The sequence below is a fragment of the Achromobacter insolitus genome (genome assembly GCF_002209555.1).
GTDB classification, from domain to species: Bacteria; Pseudomonadota; Gammaproteobacteria; order Burkholderiales; family Burkholderiaceae_B; genus Achromobacter; species Achromobacter insolitus.
The window spans coordinates 657,008-672,460 of sequence record NZ_NJIF01000002.1; the positions used below are offsets into that span (position 1 = coordinate 657,008).

The 15,453-nt window shown below is 65.6% G+C and carries 14 protein-coding genes; 7 read left to right on the plus strand and 7 right to left on the minus strand.

Annotated elements, in window-relative coordinates:
• Positions 1-45 precede the first annotated feature (45 nt).
• Together CEY08_RS08585 and CEY08_RS08590 are read left to right on the plus strand one after the other, a co-directional pair.
• The gene (locus tag CEY08_RS08585; protein ID WP_088607626.1) at positions 46-1,569 is read left to right on the plus strand and encodes a DUF1254 domain-containing protein; all 1,524 of its coding nucleotides are present in this window, start codon (positions 46-48) and stop codon (positions 1,567-1,569) included.
• A 9-nt stretch (positions 1,570-1,578) separates the two neighbouring features.
• A complete protein-coding gene (locus CEY08_RS08590) occupies positions 1,579-2,508 on the plus strand; it encodes a LysR family transcriptional regulator (protein WP_076817315.1) in 930 nt (309 codons plus the stop codon).
• Between the two features lie 26 nt (positions 2,509-2,534).
• Here the strand turns inward: CEY08_RS08590 and CEY08_RS08595 are convergent, their stop codons facing one another.
• The 3 genes from CEY08_RS08595 to kce are packed head-to-tail and all read right to left on the minus strand — an operon-like array spanning position 2,535 to position 5,540.
• Positions 2,535-3,353, minus strand: coding sequence for an SDR family oxidoreductase (locus CEY08_RS08595; protein WP_063639413.1), 819 nt, complete (start codon positions 3,351-3,353; stop codon positions 2,535-2,537).
• A gap of 22 nt (positions 3,354-3,375) precedes the next feature.
• Positions 3,376-4,575, minus strand: a complete 1,200-nt coding sequence (locus CEY08_RS08600) for an ABC transporter substrate-binding protein (protein WP_042795405.1) — start codon at positions 4,573-4,575, stop codon at positions 3,376-3,378.
• 29 nt (positions 4,576-4,604) lie between these two features.
• A complete protein-coding gene (kce, locus tag CEY08_RS08605; protein ID WP_063961558.1) occupies positions 4,605-5,540 on the minus strand; it encodes a 3,5-dioxohexanoate:acetyl-CoA acetone transferase in 936 nt (311 codons plus the stop codon).
• 339 nt (positions 5,541-5,879) lie between these two features.
• Here kce and CEY08_RS08610 point away from each other — a divergent pair, with 339 nt between their 5' ends.
• The 4 genes from CEY08_RS08610 (at position 5,880) to CEY08_RS08625 (ending at position 10,148) form a co-directional block, all read left to right on the plus strand.
• Positions 5,880-7,388, plus strand: coding sequence for a xylulokinase (locus tag CEY08_RS08610; RefSeq protein WP_076817317.1), 1,509 nt, complete (start codon positions 5,880-5,882; stop codon positions 7,386-7,388).
• An 83-nt stretch (positions 7,389-7,471) separates the two neighbouring features.
• Positions 7,472-8,413, plus strand: a complete 942-nt coding sequence (locus tag CEY08_RS08615; RefSeq protein ID WP_063639415.1) for an ABC transporter permease — start codon at positions 7,472-7,474, stop codon at positions 8,411-8,413.
• 19 nt (positions 8,414-8,432) lie between these two features.
• A complete protein-coding gene (locus CEY08_RS08620; protein WP_063639416.1) occupies positions 8,433-9,395 on the plus strand; it encodes a sugar ABC transporter substrate-binding protein in 963 nt (320 codons plus the stop codon).
• Positions 9,396-9,407: 12 nt separating this feature from the next.
• The gene (locus tag CEY08_RS08625; RefSeq protein WP_076817319.1) at positions 9,408-10,148 is read left to right on the plus strand and encodes an ATP-binding cassette domain-containing protein; all 741 of its coding nucleotides are present in this window, start codon (positions 9,408-9,410) and stop codon (positions 10,146-10,148) included.
• Between the two features lie 89 nt (positions 10,149-10,237).
• Here CEY08_RS08625 and CEY08_RS08630 read toward each other — a convergent pair whose 3' ends face one another.
• Together CEY08_RS08630 and CEY08_RS08635 are read right to left on the minus strand one after the other, a co-directional pair.
• Positions 10,238-11,449 carry an FAD-dependent monooxygenase gene (locus tag CEY08_RS08630; RefSeq protein WP_076817321.1) on the minus strand — a complete coding sequence of 404 codons (1,212 nt, stop codon included), beginning with the start codon at positions 11,447-11,449 and terminating at the stop codon, positions 10,238-10,240.
• Between the two features lie 19 nt (positions 11,450-11,468).
• Positions 11,469-12,443 (minus strand): Bug family tripartite tricarboxylate transporter substrate binding protein, encoded by a 975-nt coding sequence (locus CEY08_RS08635; RefSeq protein WP_076817323.1) that lies wholly within the window; start codon positions 12,441-12,443, stop codon positions 11,469-11,471.
• Positions 12,444-12,599: 156 nt separating this feature from the next.
• Between CEY08_RS08635 and CEY08_RS08640 the strand changes: the two genes are divergently transcribed.
• A complete protein-coding gene (locus tag CEY08_RS08640) occupies positions 12,600-13,505 on the plus strand; it encodes a LysR family transcriptional regulator (protein ID WP_063639420.1) in 906 nt (301 codons plus the stop codon).
• Between the two features lie 53 nt (positions 13,506-13,558).
• Here CEY08_RS08640 and CEY08_RS08645 read toward each other — a convergent pair whose 3' ends face one another.
• Both CEY08_RS08645 and CEY08_RS08650 read right to left on the minus strand, forming a co-directional pair.
• Entirely contained in the window at positions 13,559-13,840 is a 282-nt protein-coding gene (locus CEY08_RS08645; RefSeq protein ID WP_006385706.1) for a peptidylprolyl isomerase, read from the minus strand.
• A 159-nt stretch (positions 13,841-13,999) separates the two neighbouring features.
• Positions 14,000-15,445, minus strand: a complete 1,446-nt coding sequence (locus CEY08_RS08650) for a M81 family metallopeptidase (protein WP_076817326.1) — start codon at positions 15,443-15,445, stop codon at positions 14,000-14,002.
• Positions 15,446-15,453 lie beyond the last annotated feature (8 nt).

A 15,453-nucleotide genomic window follows, 5' to 3' on the forward strand; every position in this document is an offset into this window, starting at 1 on the left:
GCACGGGCGTCGCCAAACTCACGTCGTGTTGTGTTGGAGCACCGGATGCGCGATTGCCAAAGTAGCACTGGATTTTCTTCCAACTCCCGCGTCGGCGGCCCCACGATGATGGTGGCGCGTCTGGCCATCGCGGCCGCGCTGGCGGGCGGATTGGCAGGATGCGCTCTCAACTCCCAAGACGCGAGCGGCTCGCAATCGGTCGGCATCGATGGCGTCACGGCACAGCAGGCGCGTGGCATCGCCCGCGAAGCATATCTTTACGGCACCCCCATGGTCGCAAGCTACCAGACCATGCATGCCTTCAGCATCGACAAGAACAACCCCCAGTACAAGGGCCCGTTCAATACGGTCAACAACGTCGCGCGCGTATTCACGCCCAAAGACACCGCTTTCGTCACTCCCAACGCCGACACGCCTTACTCGTTCGCTGTCCTGGACCTGCGCGCCGAACCCGTGGTCATTACCGTGCCCGCCATGGAACCGCGCCGCTATTTCGTGCTGCAGCTGATGGACCTGTACACCTACAACTTTGCCTACATCGGCAGCCGAAGCACAGGCAACGGCGGCGGCAGGTTCCTGGTTGCCGGCCCGCGCTGGAAGGGCAAGACGCCGGCCGGCATCACCAAAGTGATCAGGTCGGAAACCGACCTGGTCAATCTGGTCGGACGCACTCAGCTCTTTAACGCCGCCGATCTGCCCAACGTCAAGCGCATCCAGTCGCGCTACAAGATCCAGACCTTGTCTGCCTTCCGCAAACAGCGCGCGCCCCAGCCGGCGCCTGCCGTGGACTGGATCGAGCCCGAACCGCCCGCGCAGATGCGCAGCTCTCTCGAGTTCTACAACCAGCTGGCTTTCCTGCTGCAGTTCGCGCCTGCCCATCCCTCGGAACAGTCGCTGCGCGAACGTTTTGCCAGCATCGGCCTCGAACCGGGCCGGCAGTACGACTTCGGCAACATGAATCCTGCACTGCGCCGGGCCTTGCAGGAAGGCATGCACGACGGCCAGAACGACATCGACAAAAATCGCGAGGCGCTCAACGGCAAGACCGACGGGCTGTTCGGCGACCGCGCCACCCTCAAGAACAACATCCTCGCGCGCGCCACGGGAACCCAGGTCGGCATCGGCGGCAACAGCCGCGAGGAAGCGCTCTATCCCGTGCTGGAAAACGACAGCACGGGCCAGCCGCTGGACGGCCGCAACAAATACACGCTGCGCTTTGCGCCGCGCAGCCTGCCGCCCGTCCATGCGTTCTGGTCCATGACCATGTATCGGCTGCCTGAGCAGCTACTTGTCTCCAACCCCCTGAAGCGCTACCTGATCAACTCGTCCATGCTGCCGTCCTTGAAGCGTGACCGCGACGGGGGTATCACCCTCTACATCCAGTCGGAGTCGCCGGGCAAGGGCAAGGAGTCCAACTGGTTGCCCGCGCCGGCCGGGCCGTTCATGGTTACGCTGCGGTACTACTGGCCCAAGCCGGCGTTGCTGGACGGCAAATGGGTGTCTCCGCAGATCGAGCGGGTCAGGCAGGCGCCGCCGGCACGGCCTGCACCTTTTCCGGCCCCGGGTTGACACTCACGCATGAAGCGCAATTTCAACATTCACGACCTGCGCATTTTCTACGCGGTGGTCATGACCGGATCGACCCGGCAGGCCGCGCAGTCCATGCATCTGACACAGCCGGCGGTCAGCCACGCGATTTCCCGCCTGGAAAGCGCCACCGGCGTACAGCTGTTTGACCGGTCCCACAAAACCCTGCGTCCCACCGAGGTGGGGGAGTATCTCTACAGCGAGGCCAAGTTCGTGCTGGACGAGCTGGTGCGCATCGACGAGGCCCTGCACAGCATCGAACAATTTGGCGGACGCGGCCTGCGGATCGCCTCGTCGCCAGCCCTGGCGCTGGGTTACGCGCCGGACGCCGTGCGGCGCTATCTGGATGCCAACGGCACCCGGCCGTTTTCCATCGACATCGAATCGTCCGTGCAGGCCATCAGCGCGGTAGAGACCATGCGCGCCGATTTCGGCCTGGGCGCGGTCGAACGCGATAGTGCCCGATTGGCCTTCACGCCATTCTTGCGGGCCGACGTCATGGCCATCGTGCATCGCGAGCATCCTCTTGCCGAACGCGAAATCATCGCAGTGGGCGAGATTCCCGCCGAGACCTACGTCAAGCCGCTATGGTCGGACTATGTGGTCGCCCAAGGAGATATCGCGGACTCCCTGCTGCTCAGTTCGGGCATGCGGGCGCATATGTCGCTCTTGCCCGGCACGGTCCGGGCGGTACGGGGCATCAGCCTGGTCAATGCCCTGTCGGCATGGGACATCGTGGCGGCCTATCCCGACTTGCTCGCCCGGCCGCTGGCATCGCGGCAGTGGTTTGATTTCTTCCTGATCACCCGTAAGGAAGCCCGCAACCAGGACCTGGCCGAGCGGCTGCTCGACGCCCTGCGCGCCACGACGCAGGATCGCCGCCACGGCGTCTATGCGGACACGATCCAGTTGCTGGGCTAGCTTTTCATGGGAAAAGCCCCAGGGCGTCAGTCCGCGGGCGGTTGCCAGGGCAGCGATTGCAGGTCGCCGTCTATGCTGATCGCTTGCCCGCTGATCATTGCGCCAAACGGACTGGCCAGGAACAGCGCCATATTGGCGATGTCCGCCGCCCGAACGAATTGCCGCAGGCTGACCCCGGACAGTTCCAGCCGGGTTTCTTCCTCCACCGTCAGTCCCATGTTCTTGGCGCGCGCCTCGATCACACGGTCGATCCGTGGGCCCGCCACCAAGCCGGGCAACAGTGCATTGACGCGGATGCCATAGCCGCCCAGCTCGACCGCAAGCGACCGGGTCAGGCCTACCACGCCCCACTTGGTGGCGGCGTAGGGCGTGCGCATCGGCACGCCCATGCGGCCTGCCACGGAGCTGATATTGAGGATGCTGCCGCCGCCGGAGGCGCGCAGCGCAGGCAGCGCATGCCGCACCGTGTGGAATTGCGACGCCAGGTTGATGTCCAGCGTTGCATCCAGTTCTTGCGGCTTGATGTCCGCTATGCCCGCGGTCGGGCCGGCGATGCCCGCGTTGTTGACCAGTACGTCCAGGCCGCCCAGCTGCGCCAGCGCTTCCTGCATGTAGCGGTCGATCTCGTCGCGCCGGCTGACGTCGGCGCGCGACCAGGGGTGGGGGCAGGATGCCAGGGCTTGTTCGTCCACGTCGCAGACGTGCACGCGGGCGCCGCGATCGGCAAATGCGGCGGCAATCGCCGCGCCGATGCCGGCTGCGCCTGCGGTCACGATGACGCGCTTGCCCGACAGGTCCACGGGCAATGCGGAAATGTCCGCCGGGACCGCGTTCTTCATAGTCATGCCAGATCCTTGTTGTCGTCGCTCAGGGTTTCATCAAACGGCAGGTCGATTCCGCCGGCGAGGTATAGACCTGGTCTCCCGGCACCCGGGCCACCAGCTTGTAATAGTCCCACGGCGCTTTCGACTCCGCCGGTGTTTTCACCTGCATCAGGAACATGTCGTGCACCATCAGGCCGTCGGCGCGGATCTTGCCGTCCTTGACGAAGAAGTCATTCACCGGGTTCGCCTTCAGCCATTTCATGATGGTGTCGCCGTCGGTGCTCTTGGTGGCTTCCACGGCCTTCAGGTAGGTCGTGGCGGCGGAATAGTCGCCGGCCTGCAGCATCGACGGCTTTTTCTTCATGGTGGACTCGAACCGCGATGCCCACTTGCGCGAGGCGTCGTCCTGGTCCCAGTACCAGGCCGTGGTCAGGTACATATTCTGCGCAGCCTGCAGGCCCAGCGCATGCACGTCCGTGATCAGCACCAGCAGGCCGGCGATTTTCATCTTCGGCGTAAGGCCGAATTCATTGGCGGCCTTGACGGCGTTGCTGGTGTCGCTGGCCGAATTTGCCAGTCCCAGCACCGAGGCGCCCGAGGCTTGCGCCTGCAGGATGAAGGACGAGAAGTCGGCCGCGTTCAGCGGATGCCTGACACGTCCCTTTGTGGTGCCGCCATCGGCCTGCACCACCGCCGCCGCATCGCGTTCGAGAGCGTGCCCGAAGGCATGGTCCACGGTCAGGAAATACCAATCCTTGTTGCCCTCTTTCATCATTGCGCGCGCCGTGCCGCGCGCCAGCGAAACCGTGTCATAGACGTAGTGCACGGTGTAGGGCGTGCACTGGGAATTCGTCAGCTCGGAAGCACCCGCGCTCACCACGAAGAACGGCGTCTTCTTTTCCTCGGCTACTTTCGCCATCGCCAGCGCCGCCGCGGAATTCGCCCCTGCGATCAGCATATTGACGCCCTTCTGGTCCAGCCATTCGCGGGCCCGGGACGATGCGATGTCGGCACGGTTCTGGTGATCCGCCACCAGCACCTCAACCTTCTTGCCGGCCACCACGCCGCCCAGGTCCGCCACTGCCATCTTGATTGCCTCGGCGCCGCCCGGGCCGTCGGCGTCCGCCGACAGGCCGGACATGTCGGTTATGAAACCAATGCGGATCACGCCGTCGTCGGCCGCGGCCGCGCCCGTCATCCCCAACAACGCGGCTGCCGCCGTTGCGCACAGTGTCTTTTTCATATCTGGTCTCCCCACTTATAGGATCAGGTTCAGAACGCGACGTTGTCGCGGCCTTTCAGTTGCAGCGTTTCACGCGCCTCGGCCGGCGTGGCGATGGATAGCGACAGATCTTCCAGGATGCGGCGAATCCGACGCACCTGGTCCGCGTTCGAGCGTGCCAGTTCCCCCGGCCCGTCCCACAGCGAATCCTCCAGCCCCACGCGCACGTTGCCGCCCATGGTGGCCGCCATCGTCGCCAGCGGCGTCTGCTTGCGTCCGGCGGCCAGCACGGACCAGATGTAGTCTTCGCCGAACAGGCGGTCTGCAGTCCGCTTCATCATCATCACATCTTCGGGATGCGTGCCGATGCCGCCGCGGATGCCGAACACGGACTGGATCAGGAATGGCGGCTTGAGCAGCTTGCGGTCGACGAAGTGCGCTGCGGTATACAGGTGCCCGATGTCGTAGCACTCGATCTCGAAGCGCGTGCCGTTGTCGCCACACGAGGTCAGGATGCGCTCGATGTCCTTGAAGGTATTCTTGAAGATCAGGTCGTTGCTGCCTTCGAGGTAGGGTTGTTCCCAGGCATGCTTGAATTCCTTGAAGCGCTCCAGCAGCTCATACATGCCGAAGTTCATCGAACCCATGTTCAGCGATGCGACCTCGGGCTTGAACTGCAGCGCAGGCGCCATGCGATCGGCCAGGGGCAGCACAGGCGAACCGCCCGTAGTGATGTTGATCACCACGTCCGACGCATGCTTGATGCGCGGCAGAAACTGCGCATACAACGCGGGATCCTGGGTGGGCTGCCCGGTATCGGGTTTGCGCGCATGCAGGTGCACGATGGCCGCGCCCGCCTGGGCGGCATCCAGCGCGGATTGCGCGATCTCGTCGGGGGTGACGGGAAGATGGGGCGACATCGATGGCGTATGGACCGATCCGGTGATCGCGCAGGTGATGATGACCTTGTTCCTGGACTTTTTCATGGGCCTCGGGCTGCGTGTTTGCGCATGCGGTTTTGATGGTTTTCATGGCCCCGGCTGTCTCCTCCGGGTGTGGGCCATTCTGTCCCACGCCCGCGGCCCGTGTCACCTGAACAGAAATAATCAATTGATAGGATTTCCGGTGCTGCGGTGCAGCGAGGAACGGCCCCCGCCGCTGCGGGGGAACCTTGGCTGGACTACAATTTCTTCATGCCGGAACGCCCGTTCCGGTGGCCGTCCGATCACGCAGAAGCCCCCTCCCATGCCTGATATTCCAACCTTCCGCCCGCTGCGGGCCATGCAGCCCGGGCGCGGCCAGATCCGCCTCATGCAGGTGATGGCATGAGTTACGTGCTGGCGGTGGATCTGGGCGGCACGCGCTTTCGCGCAGCCTTGGTGGATGCGCGTGGGGCCATTGCGCATGCGTGTTTCATCGATAGCCCGGCGGGCGCTCGTCCGGCGGACCGGCCGGGTTGGGATGAAATTGACGCCGATGCCTGGTGGCGCGGCCTGCAGACCCTGGCCGATCGCCTGGCCATGCAGGCTGGCGCCGGTTTCGACGCCGTGCAGGCCATTGCCATCTGCGGAGTCACTCGCACGCAGGTATTTATCGACGCGCAGGGCGCCGCCATCCGGCCGGCGATCACGTGGCGGGATACGCGCGCGGCGGCTGATGTCGGGGCATGGCTCGGCGCCATGCCGGCGTCCCATTCCGAGGCCGCCCAGGTCAACGCCTTTCATCCCTGGGCGCGCGTCGCGTGGCTGTTACGCGCCGAGCCGCAGCACGCTGCCCGGGTGCATCTGGTACTGGAACCCAAGGATTACCTGAATTTTCTCCTCACCGGACGCGCCGTCAGCGACACGGTATCCATGGCGCGCCTGGCTGCGGCAGCGGCGCCAGCCCCGCAGGGGGGCGACCTGCTGACGGCGGTGGGCGCCGATCCCGCCTGGGTGCCGCCGACGCTCGACCCTCTGGATGTGGCCGGATCCGTGCAAACGGGCTTACCGGGCGCGCTGGCGCGCCTGGCGGGACGCCCGGTAGTGGCCTGCGCCAATGACACCTGGGCGGCCGTGGCCGGCCTGGGAGCCCTGCGGCCGGGCTATGCCTACAACATCTCCGGCACCACCGAGGTCTTCGGCGCCGTCGGCGCCGAGCCGGTGCAGGCCCAAGGCCTGATGACCGTGGACTGGGGCGGCGGCCATCATCAGATCGGCGGACCGGGCCAGAACGGGGCGGACACGGTGGCGTGGCTCCTGCCCCTGCTGGGTCGCCTGGGCGACGAAGGCATGGCCGGCGTGGGCGAAGCGATGGACGCTTTGCTGGATGCGCCCCGGGATCCGCAGCCGGCGCTGTTCCTGCCCTATCTGCAGGGTGAAAGAGTGCCGTACTGGGACCCGCATCTGCGCGGCGCCTTCCTGGGCCTGAACCGTCGCCATGGCCCGGGCGATCTGGCCTGGGCCGTGCTGGAAGGCGTGGCGTTCCTGAACCGGATCGTGCTGGAACGCGCGGAAAGCGCCCTGGGCAACCCCGTGGGAGAAATCCGCTTCGGCGGCGGCGCCGCATCCAACGCCCAATGGTGCCAGGTCAAGGCGGACATCTGCGAACGACCGGTGGTGGTCGGCCAGGCCGAGCAGCCGGGCGTGCTGGGCGCGGCGGTGGCGGCGTGGACCGGCCTGGGGCGTTACAGCAGCTTCGCCGCCGCCCAGGGCGCCCTGGTGCGCGTGGCGCAACGCTACGAGCCGCAAGCCGAGCGCGCCCACGCCTATCGCCGCATGTACAGCCAGTTCCGGGCCGCGGAAGCGGCGCTGGCGCCCGTCTCGCGCGCGCTCGCCGGTATCGATATGGGTTGATGCCCGGGTATAAACTACGACGCCATCAGCAGGGCGCAGCGACGCGCCCACATAACAAACAAAACGCAGCAAGGGTTGAGTCGATGCGCGGCATCCTGGAAAAGTACGGCACGGCAATCGCGGGATTGGTCCTGGTGGGCTTCTTCGCATTGGCCGCTCCGAATTTCGCGGCACCCAACAATCTTCTGAATATCGCCAAGGAAACCAGTTTCCTGGCCATCATTGCCATCGGTTTCACGCTGGCGCTGGTCACGGCCGAACTGGACCTGTCCGTCGCCGACGTCGCCAGCTTGGCGGCAGTCGTCACCGGCGCCCTGGTGCATACCGGACAGCCGGTGTTGCTGGCCATTGGCGCGGGCCTGGGGGTCGGGCTGGTCTGCGGTCTGGTGAACGGCATTGCCGTGACGCGGCTGCGCGTGCCTTCATTGATTGCGACGTTGGGCATGGCCGCCATGGCGCGCGGCTTCGCCTTCATGCTGACCGATGGCGTGTCGTATGTGGGCCGCTGGCCCACCGTGTTCACGGACCTTGCGCGCGGCAAGCCCTTTGGCATTCCGGCCCTGGTGCTGTGGATGCTGGGCACGGTGCTGCTGGCGTTCTTCCTGGTGAAGTGGACCCGAACCGGCGCCCGCATGACGGCCACCGGCGAGGCCGGAGAGTCCGCCCGGCTGGCCGGCATCAACATCCGCGCCATGAAAAGCATAGGGCTGGCCCTTTCCGGCCTGTGCGCGGGCCTGGCGGCCGTGCTGCTGACCTCCAGCCTGTCTTCCGCCGCGCCCAACATGGCCGGCGACTACTTCCTGTACGCGATCGCGGCGGTTCTGCTGGGCATGACCATGTTCAACCCCGGCCACGCCAATATTCCGGGCACGCTGGTGGCCGCGCTGATCCTCAAGGTGCTGGGCAACGGCCTGGTCCTCATGGGCGCGCCTTATTACGTGCAGGACATCGTCCTGGGCTTCATCATCATCGCATCCGTCGCGGTGTCATCGGCCGTGCTGAAGAAAGCGGCCTTCAAATTCTGATCGGAAGGGGAAGAGAACCATGCGTAAATCCTTGATGCGCAATTTGCTGTTGGCCGCGTTTTCCGTCCAGGCCCTGGCCATGGGCGCGGCCGCGCACGCTTTCGACGTGGGCGTTGTCGCGTTCCAGATGTCTTCGGAAACCCATGCCCGGGTCGCCAACGCCGCTGCCGAAGCCGCCCGCGCCAAGGGCTGGACGGTCACCCAGTTGAACGCGGAAGGGTCCTTGCCCAAGCTGGCCGAACAGCTCGACACCCTGGTCAACAAGAAGGTTGACGCCATCGTCATCGCCATGGGCAAGCCCGTCGAAACCGACGCGCAGTTGCAGGCCGCCAAGGAGAAAGGCATTGCTGTCGTGGGCGTGATGTCCGGCGCCAGCCCCCATATGCTCTTCGACGTCGAGGTCAACGAATACGCCACGGGCGCCCAGTCCGTGCTCTACCTGCTGGGCAAGATGGGCTATCAGGGCAACATCCTGTCCGCCCGCTTCGATGGCAACTCCGGCACCCGCATCCGCGGCAAGATGCTGGATGCCGTCTTGACCGAGAACACCGCGGTCAAAGACCTGGCCAAGTTCAGCATGGCCCGTACCCAAAGCTGGCGCGACGACGTGCGCAACGGCATGCAGGCCCTGTTGCTGCGCCACCAGGGCCAGTTCAAGGGCATCTGGGCCTCGTTCGATGGCCAGGCCTACGTCATCGACGACCTGCTGCAGGCGCAGGGCATGAAAAAGGGCGACGTCACGCTCGTGTCCGTCGACGGCAGCCCCGAAACCTATCGCCGCATCGCCGACCCCAACAGCCTTGTCAGCGCCACGATGATGATTCCCTTCGAGCAGATGGGCGCCAAGGCTGTCGATTCCATCGACCGTATCGTCGTCAAGAAAGAACCCAAGGAAACCGTTGTTGCCGGTCCCTACCTGTTCATGGACTCGGTCCTGGTCGACGCCAGCAACGTCCAGAAATTCCTGCAACCCGCCAAGTAAGAGCCAGCAGCCATGACCGCCGCGTTGTCGCTACGCCAGATCAAGAAATCCTATGGCGCCGTCGAAGCCCTGAAGGGCGTGGACCTGGATGTGCCCCAGGGCAAGGTCATGGCCATTTGCGGCGATAACGGCGCGGGCAAGTCCACGCTCATCCGCATCATCTCCGGCGCTCAGGAGCCTAGCGCCGGGGCGCTGAGCCTGAACGGCAAGCCGGTGGTGTTCGGTTCACCCCACGACGCGCTGGTGCAGGGCATCGCCACCATTTACCAGGACCTGGCGCTGGCGCCGCGCCTATCCATCTGGGAAAACATCTTCATGGGCGCGGAACTGGTGCGCCGCGTGGGCCCTTTCAGCGTCCTGGACAAGCGCCGCATGACCCAGGACGCGCGCGGCTACCTGCAGCGCCTGTCCGTGCCCATCGAGGACATGGACCGGCCCGTGGAGCGCATGTCCGGCGGCCAGCGCCAGGCCGTCGCCATCGCCCGTGCCCTGCGCTGGGATGCCCGCGTGGTCATCATGGACGAGCCTACCGCCGCGTTGGGCGTCAAGGAGACCGCGCTGGTGTTGAACCTGGTGCGCAAGCTGCGGGAGGAGGGCCGCACCGTGATCCTCATCAGCCACAACATGGCGGACGTGGTTGCGCTGGCGGACCGGGTGGCCATTCTGAAGAGCGGCGCCAAGGTCATCGAGCGCGACGTGGCCGGACTGGACGCGGACGCGCTGGCGCATATGGTGATGACGGGCAAGGCGTAACGCTGTGTCCCGCCGAGCCGCGCGGGAATAGGCAAAAGGCCGTCGCCCGGGGTGTCCCGGCGGCGGCCTTTTGCACGAGGCAGCGGGTGTCAGACCGGCGCTTCGTCCGCGTTGTAGCTGAACAGCCATTCATAGCGTTCACGCACGCGCGCTTCATTCCATTCGCGGTCCACGTAGTCAGCGGCGCCTTGCGCGTGTTCCAGCGCGGGATTGTGGAAGCGCCTGGCGTTTTCCGCCGATCCGCGCACGACGCGCGAAGCGCGTTCCACGCGTGCGGCTTCGTAGCGCTTGAAGGCCAGTGGAATATCGTCCGGATGCGCCGCCAGCGCACGCGCCAGCACGTAGCCGTCCTCGATCGCCATCGCCGCGCCCGACGCCAGCATGGGCAGGGTGGGGTGGCAGGCGTCGCCAAGCAGTGTCACGCGGCCCTGCGACCAGATCGGCAGCGGCTCGCGCAACATCAGCGCCCATTTATAAGGTTCGTCCAGGGCATGTATCAGCGTCTGTACGTCTTCGTGCCAGCCTGCGAAATCCCGCGCGCATTCTTCCACGCTGCCACGTTCGGTCCAGGACTCGACCTGCCAGTCGTCGCGTTCCAGAATGCCCACGAAGTTCACGAGCTTCCCGCGCCGCAGGGGATAGTGGATCACGTGCGCGCCGGGCCCCACCCAGTTGCAGGCGTAGGGCTCGCGCAGGTGCGCGGGCAGCTTTTCGGCCGGGATCACGCCGCGCCAGGCGACGGTTCCTGAAAACGCCGCCGCATCCGCGCCGAACAACGCGGCGCGTACGCGTGAGTGCACGCCGTCGGCGCCGATGAGCGCGGTGCCCTCGATGCGCTCGCCGGATTCCAGAACTGCGGCGACGCCCTTGTCATCCTGCGTGAACTGCGTCACTTTCGCACCGAGCGCGATGGCTTCCGGATCATTGGCCTGCACGGCCTGCGCCAAAATCTGGTGCAGGTCGGCGCGATAAATCGTCAGGTAGGGATAGCCGTAACGGCTTACGGACTCCGCGCCCAGGTCGAAGAGCGGCCAGGTCCTGCCGCTGGACCACAGCCGGATGCGCTTGCCGGCGGTGGGACGCGCCACGTCCATCAACGCCTCTTCCAGGCCTAGCTGAAAGAGCACGCGATTGGCGTTGGCGCTGAGCTGGATGCCGGCGCCAACTTCGCGCAGCTCCGGCGCCTGCTCCAGCACGCGTACACGCAGGCCGCGCCGTTGCAAGGCCAGCGCGGCGGTCAGCCCGCCCAGGCCGGCGCCCGCGATGAGGTATAGAGAGGAGGACGTCGAGTGATGGGACATAGTGCTGCGTCGGGAAGAATTAGTCCGGCTTGATGCCAGCTTGTTTGACGACCTGGGTCCATTTGGCCAGATCGGTCCGGATGGATTGTGCGAATTGCTCTGGGGTGTCGCCAACGGGTTCCAGGCCCAGATCTGCAAGTTGGCGCTTGACCTCGGGGTCGCGCGCAGCCGCGGCCAGCGCCTTGGTCAGGCGCTCGATAACCGGCTGCGGTGTATGTGCGGGGGCCATCAGGCCGAACCAGGAATACGCTTCGAAGGGCTTGCCCAGCACTTCCGCCACCGTGGGCACGTCTGGAAGTCGCGGGTAGCGCTGCGCGCCGGTGACGGCATAGGCACGCAGCTTGTTCGCCGTGATCTGCGGATACAGCAGCGTCACCGTGTCGAACAACAGATCCACCTGGCCGCCCAGCACGTCGCTCAGGGCCGGCGCGCCGCCGCGATAGGGAATGTGCAGGATCTCCACGCCAGCGCTGCGATCGAACAGCTCGGCGGTCAGATGACCAACCGAGCCGGTGCCCGCGGACGCCACCGTCAACGATTGGCGCCGCGCCAGGTCCAGCAGCGACTTGAGATCGGTGCTGGGCAGGGCGGGGCGGCTCACCAGGATGAGCGGACCGCGTACCGCCATGCCGATGGGCGTGAACGAGCTGACGGGGTCGTAGTCCAGCTTGGGGTACAGCGCCGGCGCAACCACCATGCTGCTGGTGCCACCCCACAGCAGCGTATAGCCATCGGGCTGTTCGCGTGTCACCGACGTGGTGCCAACAGAGCCGCCCGCGCCCGCCCGGTTCTCCACGATGACGGGTTGGCCCAACTGCTCGGACATCGTCTTGCCGAACAGGCGCGCGCTCGTGTCAGTCGGGCCGCCAGGCGGAAATGGCACCACCAGTTTGATGGGCTTGTCGGGAAAGCCTGCCTGAGCTGCAAAGGCGGGAGCGACCGCCGCGCACGCAAGACTGAAGGCGGCGGCAAACCGCAGGGAATAACGGAACATGCTTGTCTCCTGTAGGGCAAGTGCGCTTGTTGTTGTGAGCCATTTCGCTTGGATGGCGGCGCATTCCGCAATTGCAACGCAAACGGATAAACAAGTAAAACTACGATAATTTGTTCATTAACAAAGACTGGTTATGAATTTTCTGCTAGGTCACGCATGAACTGTTCGCTACGCCAATTGCGCGGCTTCCTCGCTGTCGCCGAGCACGCCAGCTTCACCAAAGCCGCCGCCCAGTTGCATCTGACGCAGGCTGGGCTGAGCGCCATGGTGCGGGAGTTCGAGCAAAACATCGGCAGCCGCCTGTTCGAACGCAGCACCCGGGCCGTGCTACTGACGGAAGCGGGCCGCACCTTGCTGCCCGTGGCCCAGCGCATGGTCGACGAATTGGGCGGCGCCCTGCGCCAACTGGCCGCCGCCAGCACGCCGCAGGCGCGCGTGCTTCGTGTAGGTGTCACGCCGCTCATCGCCAGCAGCATCCTGCCGCAAGTATTGCGCGCATGCTCCGTAGCGCAGCCGGACTGGCGTGTCGAGGTGGCGGACATGGACCGCAGCCTGATCCAGCAAGGCGTGGAGGATGGTTCGCTGGACGCGGGCTTCGGCGCCTTCTTCCAGAAGGCCGCCGGCCTGCGCCGGCGCAGCTTGTTCCCAGCCGAACTCGTGTTGGCACAATCGGCGGAACATGCCGCCAAGAGCCGTCGCGCTCCGTTGTCATGGCAGCGCCTGGATCCCGGCAGCCTTATCGTTCTGCCGGCCAGCAACCCTATCCAGCAACTGATAGACCGGCACGTCCCGCGTCTGCCAGACAGCGCGGCAAGCCCGCCCCGCCGCGTCTACAGCCACCTGGAGACCATACTGGCCATGGTCGAGGCCGGCCTGGGCCAGGCGGTCGTCCCCTCGTTCGCGGCGCTGACCGGAGCGCGCTGGCGTGTGCACCTCAGGGCGCTGGCCCCCCGCGTGGCCCTGGACTATGCCATCGTCACCCGCAGCGGCCGCCGCGACAGCGCCGGACTTACCGCCTTCGTGGATAGCCTGCGGATCGCAGCGCAGGCCGACGGGTCATGAAAAAGGCCGCCGCCAGTTTCCTGGCGGCGGCCTTCGGATATACAGCGGCGGACTTAGTCCTTGCGGCTGGTCACTTCAACCAGGTGGTAGCCGAACTGCGTCTTCACCGGACCCTGAACCTCGCCGACCGGGGCGCTGAACACCACGGTGTCGAATTCCTTGACCATCTGGCCCGGGCCAAACGTACCCAGATTGCCGCCGTCGCGCGAGGACGGGCAGCTGGAGTTTTCCTTGGCCAGCTGAGCGAAGTCGGCGCCGTTCTCGATGGCGGTCTTCAGTTCGTTAGCCTTGGCTTCGGTCGAGACGAGGATGTGGCGGGCGGAGGCTTGTGCCATTTGGGGCTCCTTGCGGACTTGAATTGGGGAGGGGGAGAGTAACGCATTCAGCGGACGGGCGCTGGAGTGGCTAGGGTAACTCGCAGATTGTGAACCGCTGACGACTGTTGTGTATCCCTTCAATACAAGCGCCCGGGCGTTCGTGCGCCGGGCATTCTGTCACATATTGATCGGCCACTTCGGCCCGTTTATGTGTTTATACGGCAACCCCTTGATATCCAGCGCCGCCGACCCCGGCGCATCCGCAAAGACCACATGCCGCGCCACCTTGGCGAACGACGCCTGGAAATGCTGCGCCGACTTGACCACGATGAGGGTTTTTTCCTCGAGCTGGCAGCCCAGCTGCGTGAAAACATCGGTATCCATTGCTTGCGCTCGCACCGTGATCAGCACGATCTCGATGCCGTCGGCTTCCACCAGCGCGGAATTTCCCACCACGGCCGGCGAGCCGGACAGGCCCGTCATGACCATGTCCGGAACCAGCGCTTTGACGGTACACATCAGGTCTAGCGGTTCTCCAGACATCGGGCTGATCTTTCCGCCGATGCGCAGTGCCAGGCGCGCGCCTACGCCGGCGCTGAAGGCGATGCGCACGGCGATGGGGTCCCACATGGGGCCGATCGCCACGTTGCGCACGCCACGCTCGCGCAGGCGGCGCAGCAGAAAGGTGGAGTCGCCCGCGCCGCCTCCGCCCGGATTGTCGGCAGCATCGGCGATGACGACGGGCGTCGCGCCATGCGCCAGCGCCTGGTCGATGGCTTCGTCGGGCTTGGGGTAATCAGGCGTCAGGGCTGCGCGCATGTCGATCAATTCGTCGGCAAGGCGCCGCGCCAGCCGCTGGGCGGCCAGGGCGTCGCCGTCGGCATACACGAGCAGTTTGGTGCCCATGTCCGGCACATCGCCCCAGGCGAAACTGTGCACCACGGAAATGGAGAGTATGCCGTCCCGGCCTTCCAACGCGCTGATGCGGTCGATATAGCTGCGCGCGGGCTCTTGCGGGGTGCGAATGGTGACGACCATCTCGCAGTCGACCACCGCCGCTACCGGCGCGATGCGGCGCTGGACGATTGCCGCGCAGAAGTCCACCAGTTCCAGCGCGCGCTCGCGGATGTCGGTGTGAGGGTATTCCTTGTAGGCGACCAGAATATCCGTGTTGGCCACCATGGCTTCCGACAAGTGGCAGTGCGGGTCCAGCTCTGCGCCGACGACGACGCCGGGGCCGACGATGTCGCGCACGCGTGCCAACAGGTCGCCCTCGCAGTCCTCGTATCCGTCGGCCACCATGGCGCCATGCAGGCCCAGCACCACCATGTCCACGGGCAAGGCCAGGCGCAGGTCGCGCAGCAGCTCTTCGCGCAGCGTTTCGTAGGCATGGCGGGTGGTGGTGCCGCCGGGCTGGGCGCCGGCGGCCAGGCCTTCGATCACGGTCCAGCCATGCTGCGCGCCGCGCTGGCGCGCCGCCCACAGTGGTCCGCTGAAGATCGTCATCTCGGAAGGATGGGTGCCGGCGGGGTAGTAGCCCCGGTCCGCGAAGTCATCCAGCGAGGTGGGCAGCGGAGCGAACGTATTGGTTTCCGTGGACAGCGAACCGGTGAAAACACGCATGGTACGAA

What these genes read in the sequence shown, in the direction of transcription:
- CEY08_RS08585 (WP_088607626.1), top strand. Translation starts at nt 46, where the DNA reads ATGCGCGATTGCCAAAGTAGCACTGGATTTTCTTCCAACTCCCGCGTC.
- CEY08_RS08590 (WP_076817315.1), top strand. Translation starts at nt 1,579, where the DNA reads ATGAAGCGCAATTTCAACATTCACGACCTGCGCATTTTCTACGCGGTG.
- CEY08_RS08595 (WP_063639413.1), bottom strand. Translation starts at nt 3,353, where the DNA reads ATGACTATGAAGAACGCGGTCCCGGCGGACATTTCCGCATTGCCCGTG.
- CEY08_RS08600 (WP_042795405.1), bottom strand. Translation starts at nt 4,575, where the DNA reads ATGAAAAAGACACTGTGCGCAACGGCGGCAGCCGCGTTGTTGGGGATG.
- kce (WP_063961558.1), bottom strand. Translation starts at nt 5,540, where the DNA reads ATGAAAAAGTCCAGGAACAAGGTCATCATCACCTGCGCGATCACCGGA.
- CEY08_RS08610 (WP_076817317.1), top strand. Translation starts at nt 5,880, where the DNA reads ATGAGTTACGTGCTGGCGGTGGATCTGGGCGGCACGCGCTTTCGCGCA.
- CEY08_RS08615 (WP_063639415.1), top strand. Translation starts at nt 7,472, where the DNA reads ATGCGCGGCATCCTGGAAAAGTACGGCACGGCAATCGCGGGATTGGTC.
- CEY08_RS08620 (WP_063639416.1), top strand. Translation starts at nt 8,433, where the DNA reads ATGCGTAAATCCTTGATGCGCAATTTGCTGTTGGCCGCGTTTTCCGTC.
- CEY08_RS08625 (WP_076817319.1), top strand. Translation starts at nt 9,408, where the DNA reads ATGACCGCCGCGTTGTCGCTACGCCAGATCAAGAAATCCTATGGCGCC.
- CEY08_RS08630 (WP_076817321.1), bottom strand. Translation starts at nt 11,449, where the DNA reads ATGTCCCATCACTCGACGTCCTCCTCTCTATACCTCATCGCGGGCGCC.
- CEY08_RS08635 (WP_076817323.1), bottom strand. Translation starts at nt 12,443, where the DNA reads ATGTTCCGTTATTCCCTGCGGTTTGCCGCCGCCTTCAGTCTTGCGTGC.
- CEY08_RS08640 (WP_063639420.1), top strand. Translation starts at nt 12,600, where the DNA reads ATGAACTGTTCGCTACGCCAATTGCGCGGCTTCCTCGCTGTCGCCGAG.
- CEY08_RS08645 (WP_006385706.1), bottom strand. Translation starts at nt 13,840, where the DNA reads ATGGCACAAGCCTCCGCCCGCCACATCCTCGTCTCGACCGAAGCCAAG.
- CEY08_RS08650 (WP_076817326.1), bottom strand. Translation starts at nt 15,445, where the DNA reads ATGCGTGTTTTCACCGGTTCGCTGTCCACGGAAACCAATACGTTCGCT.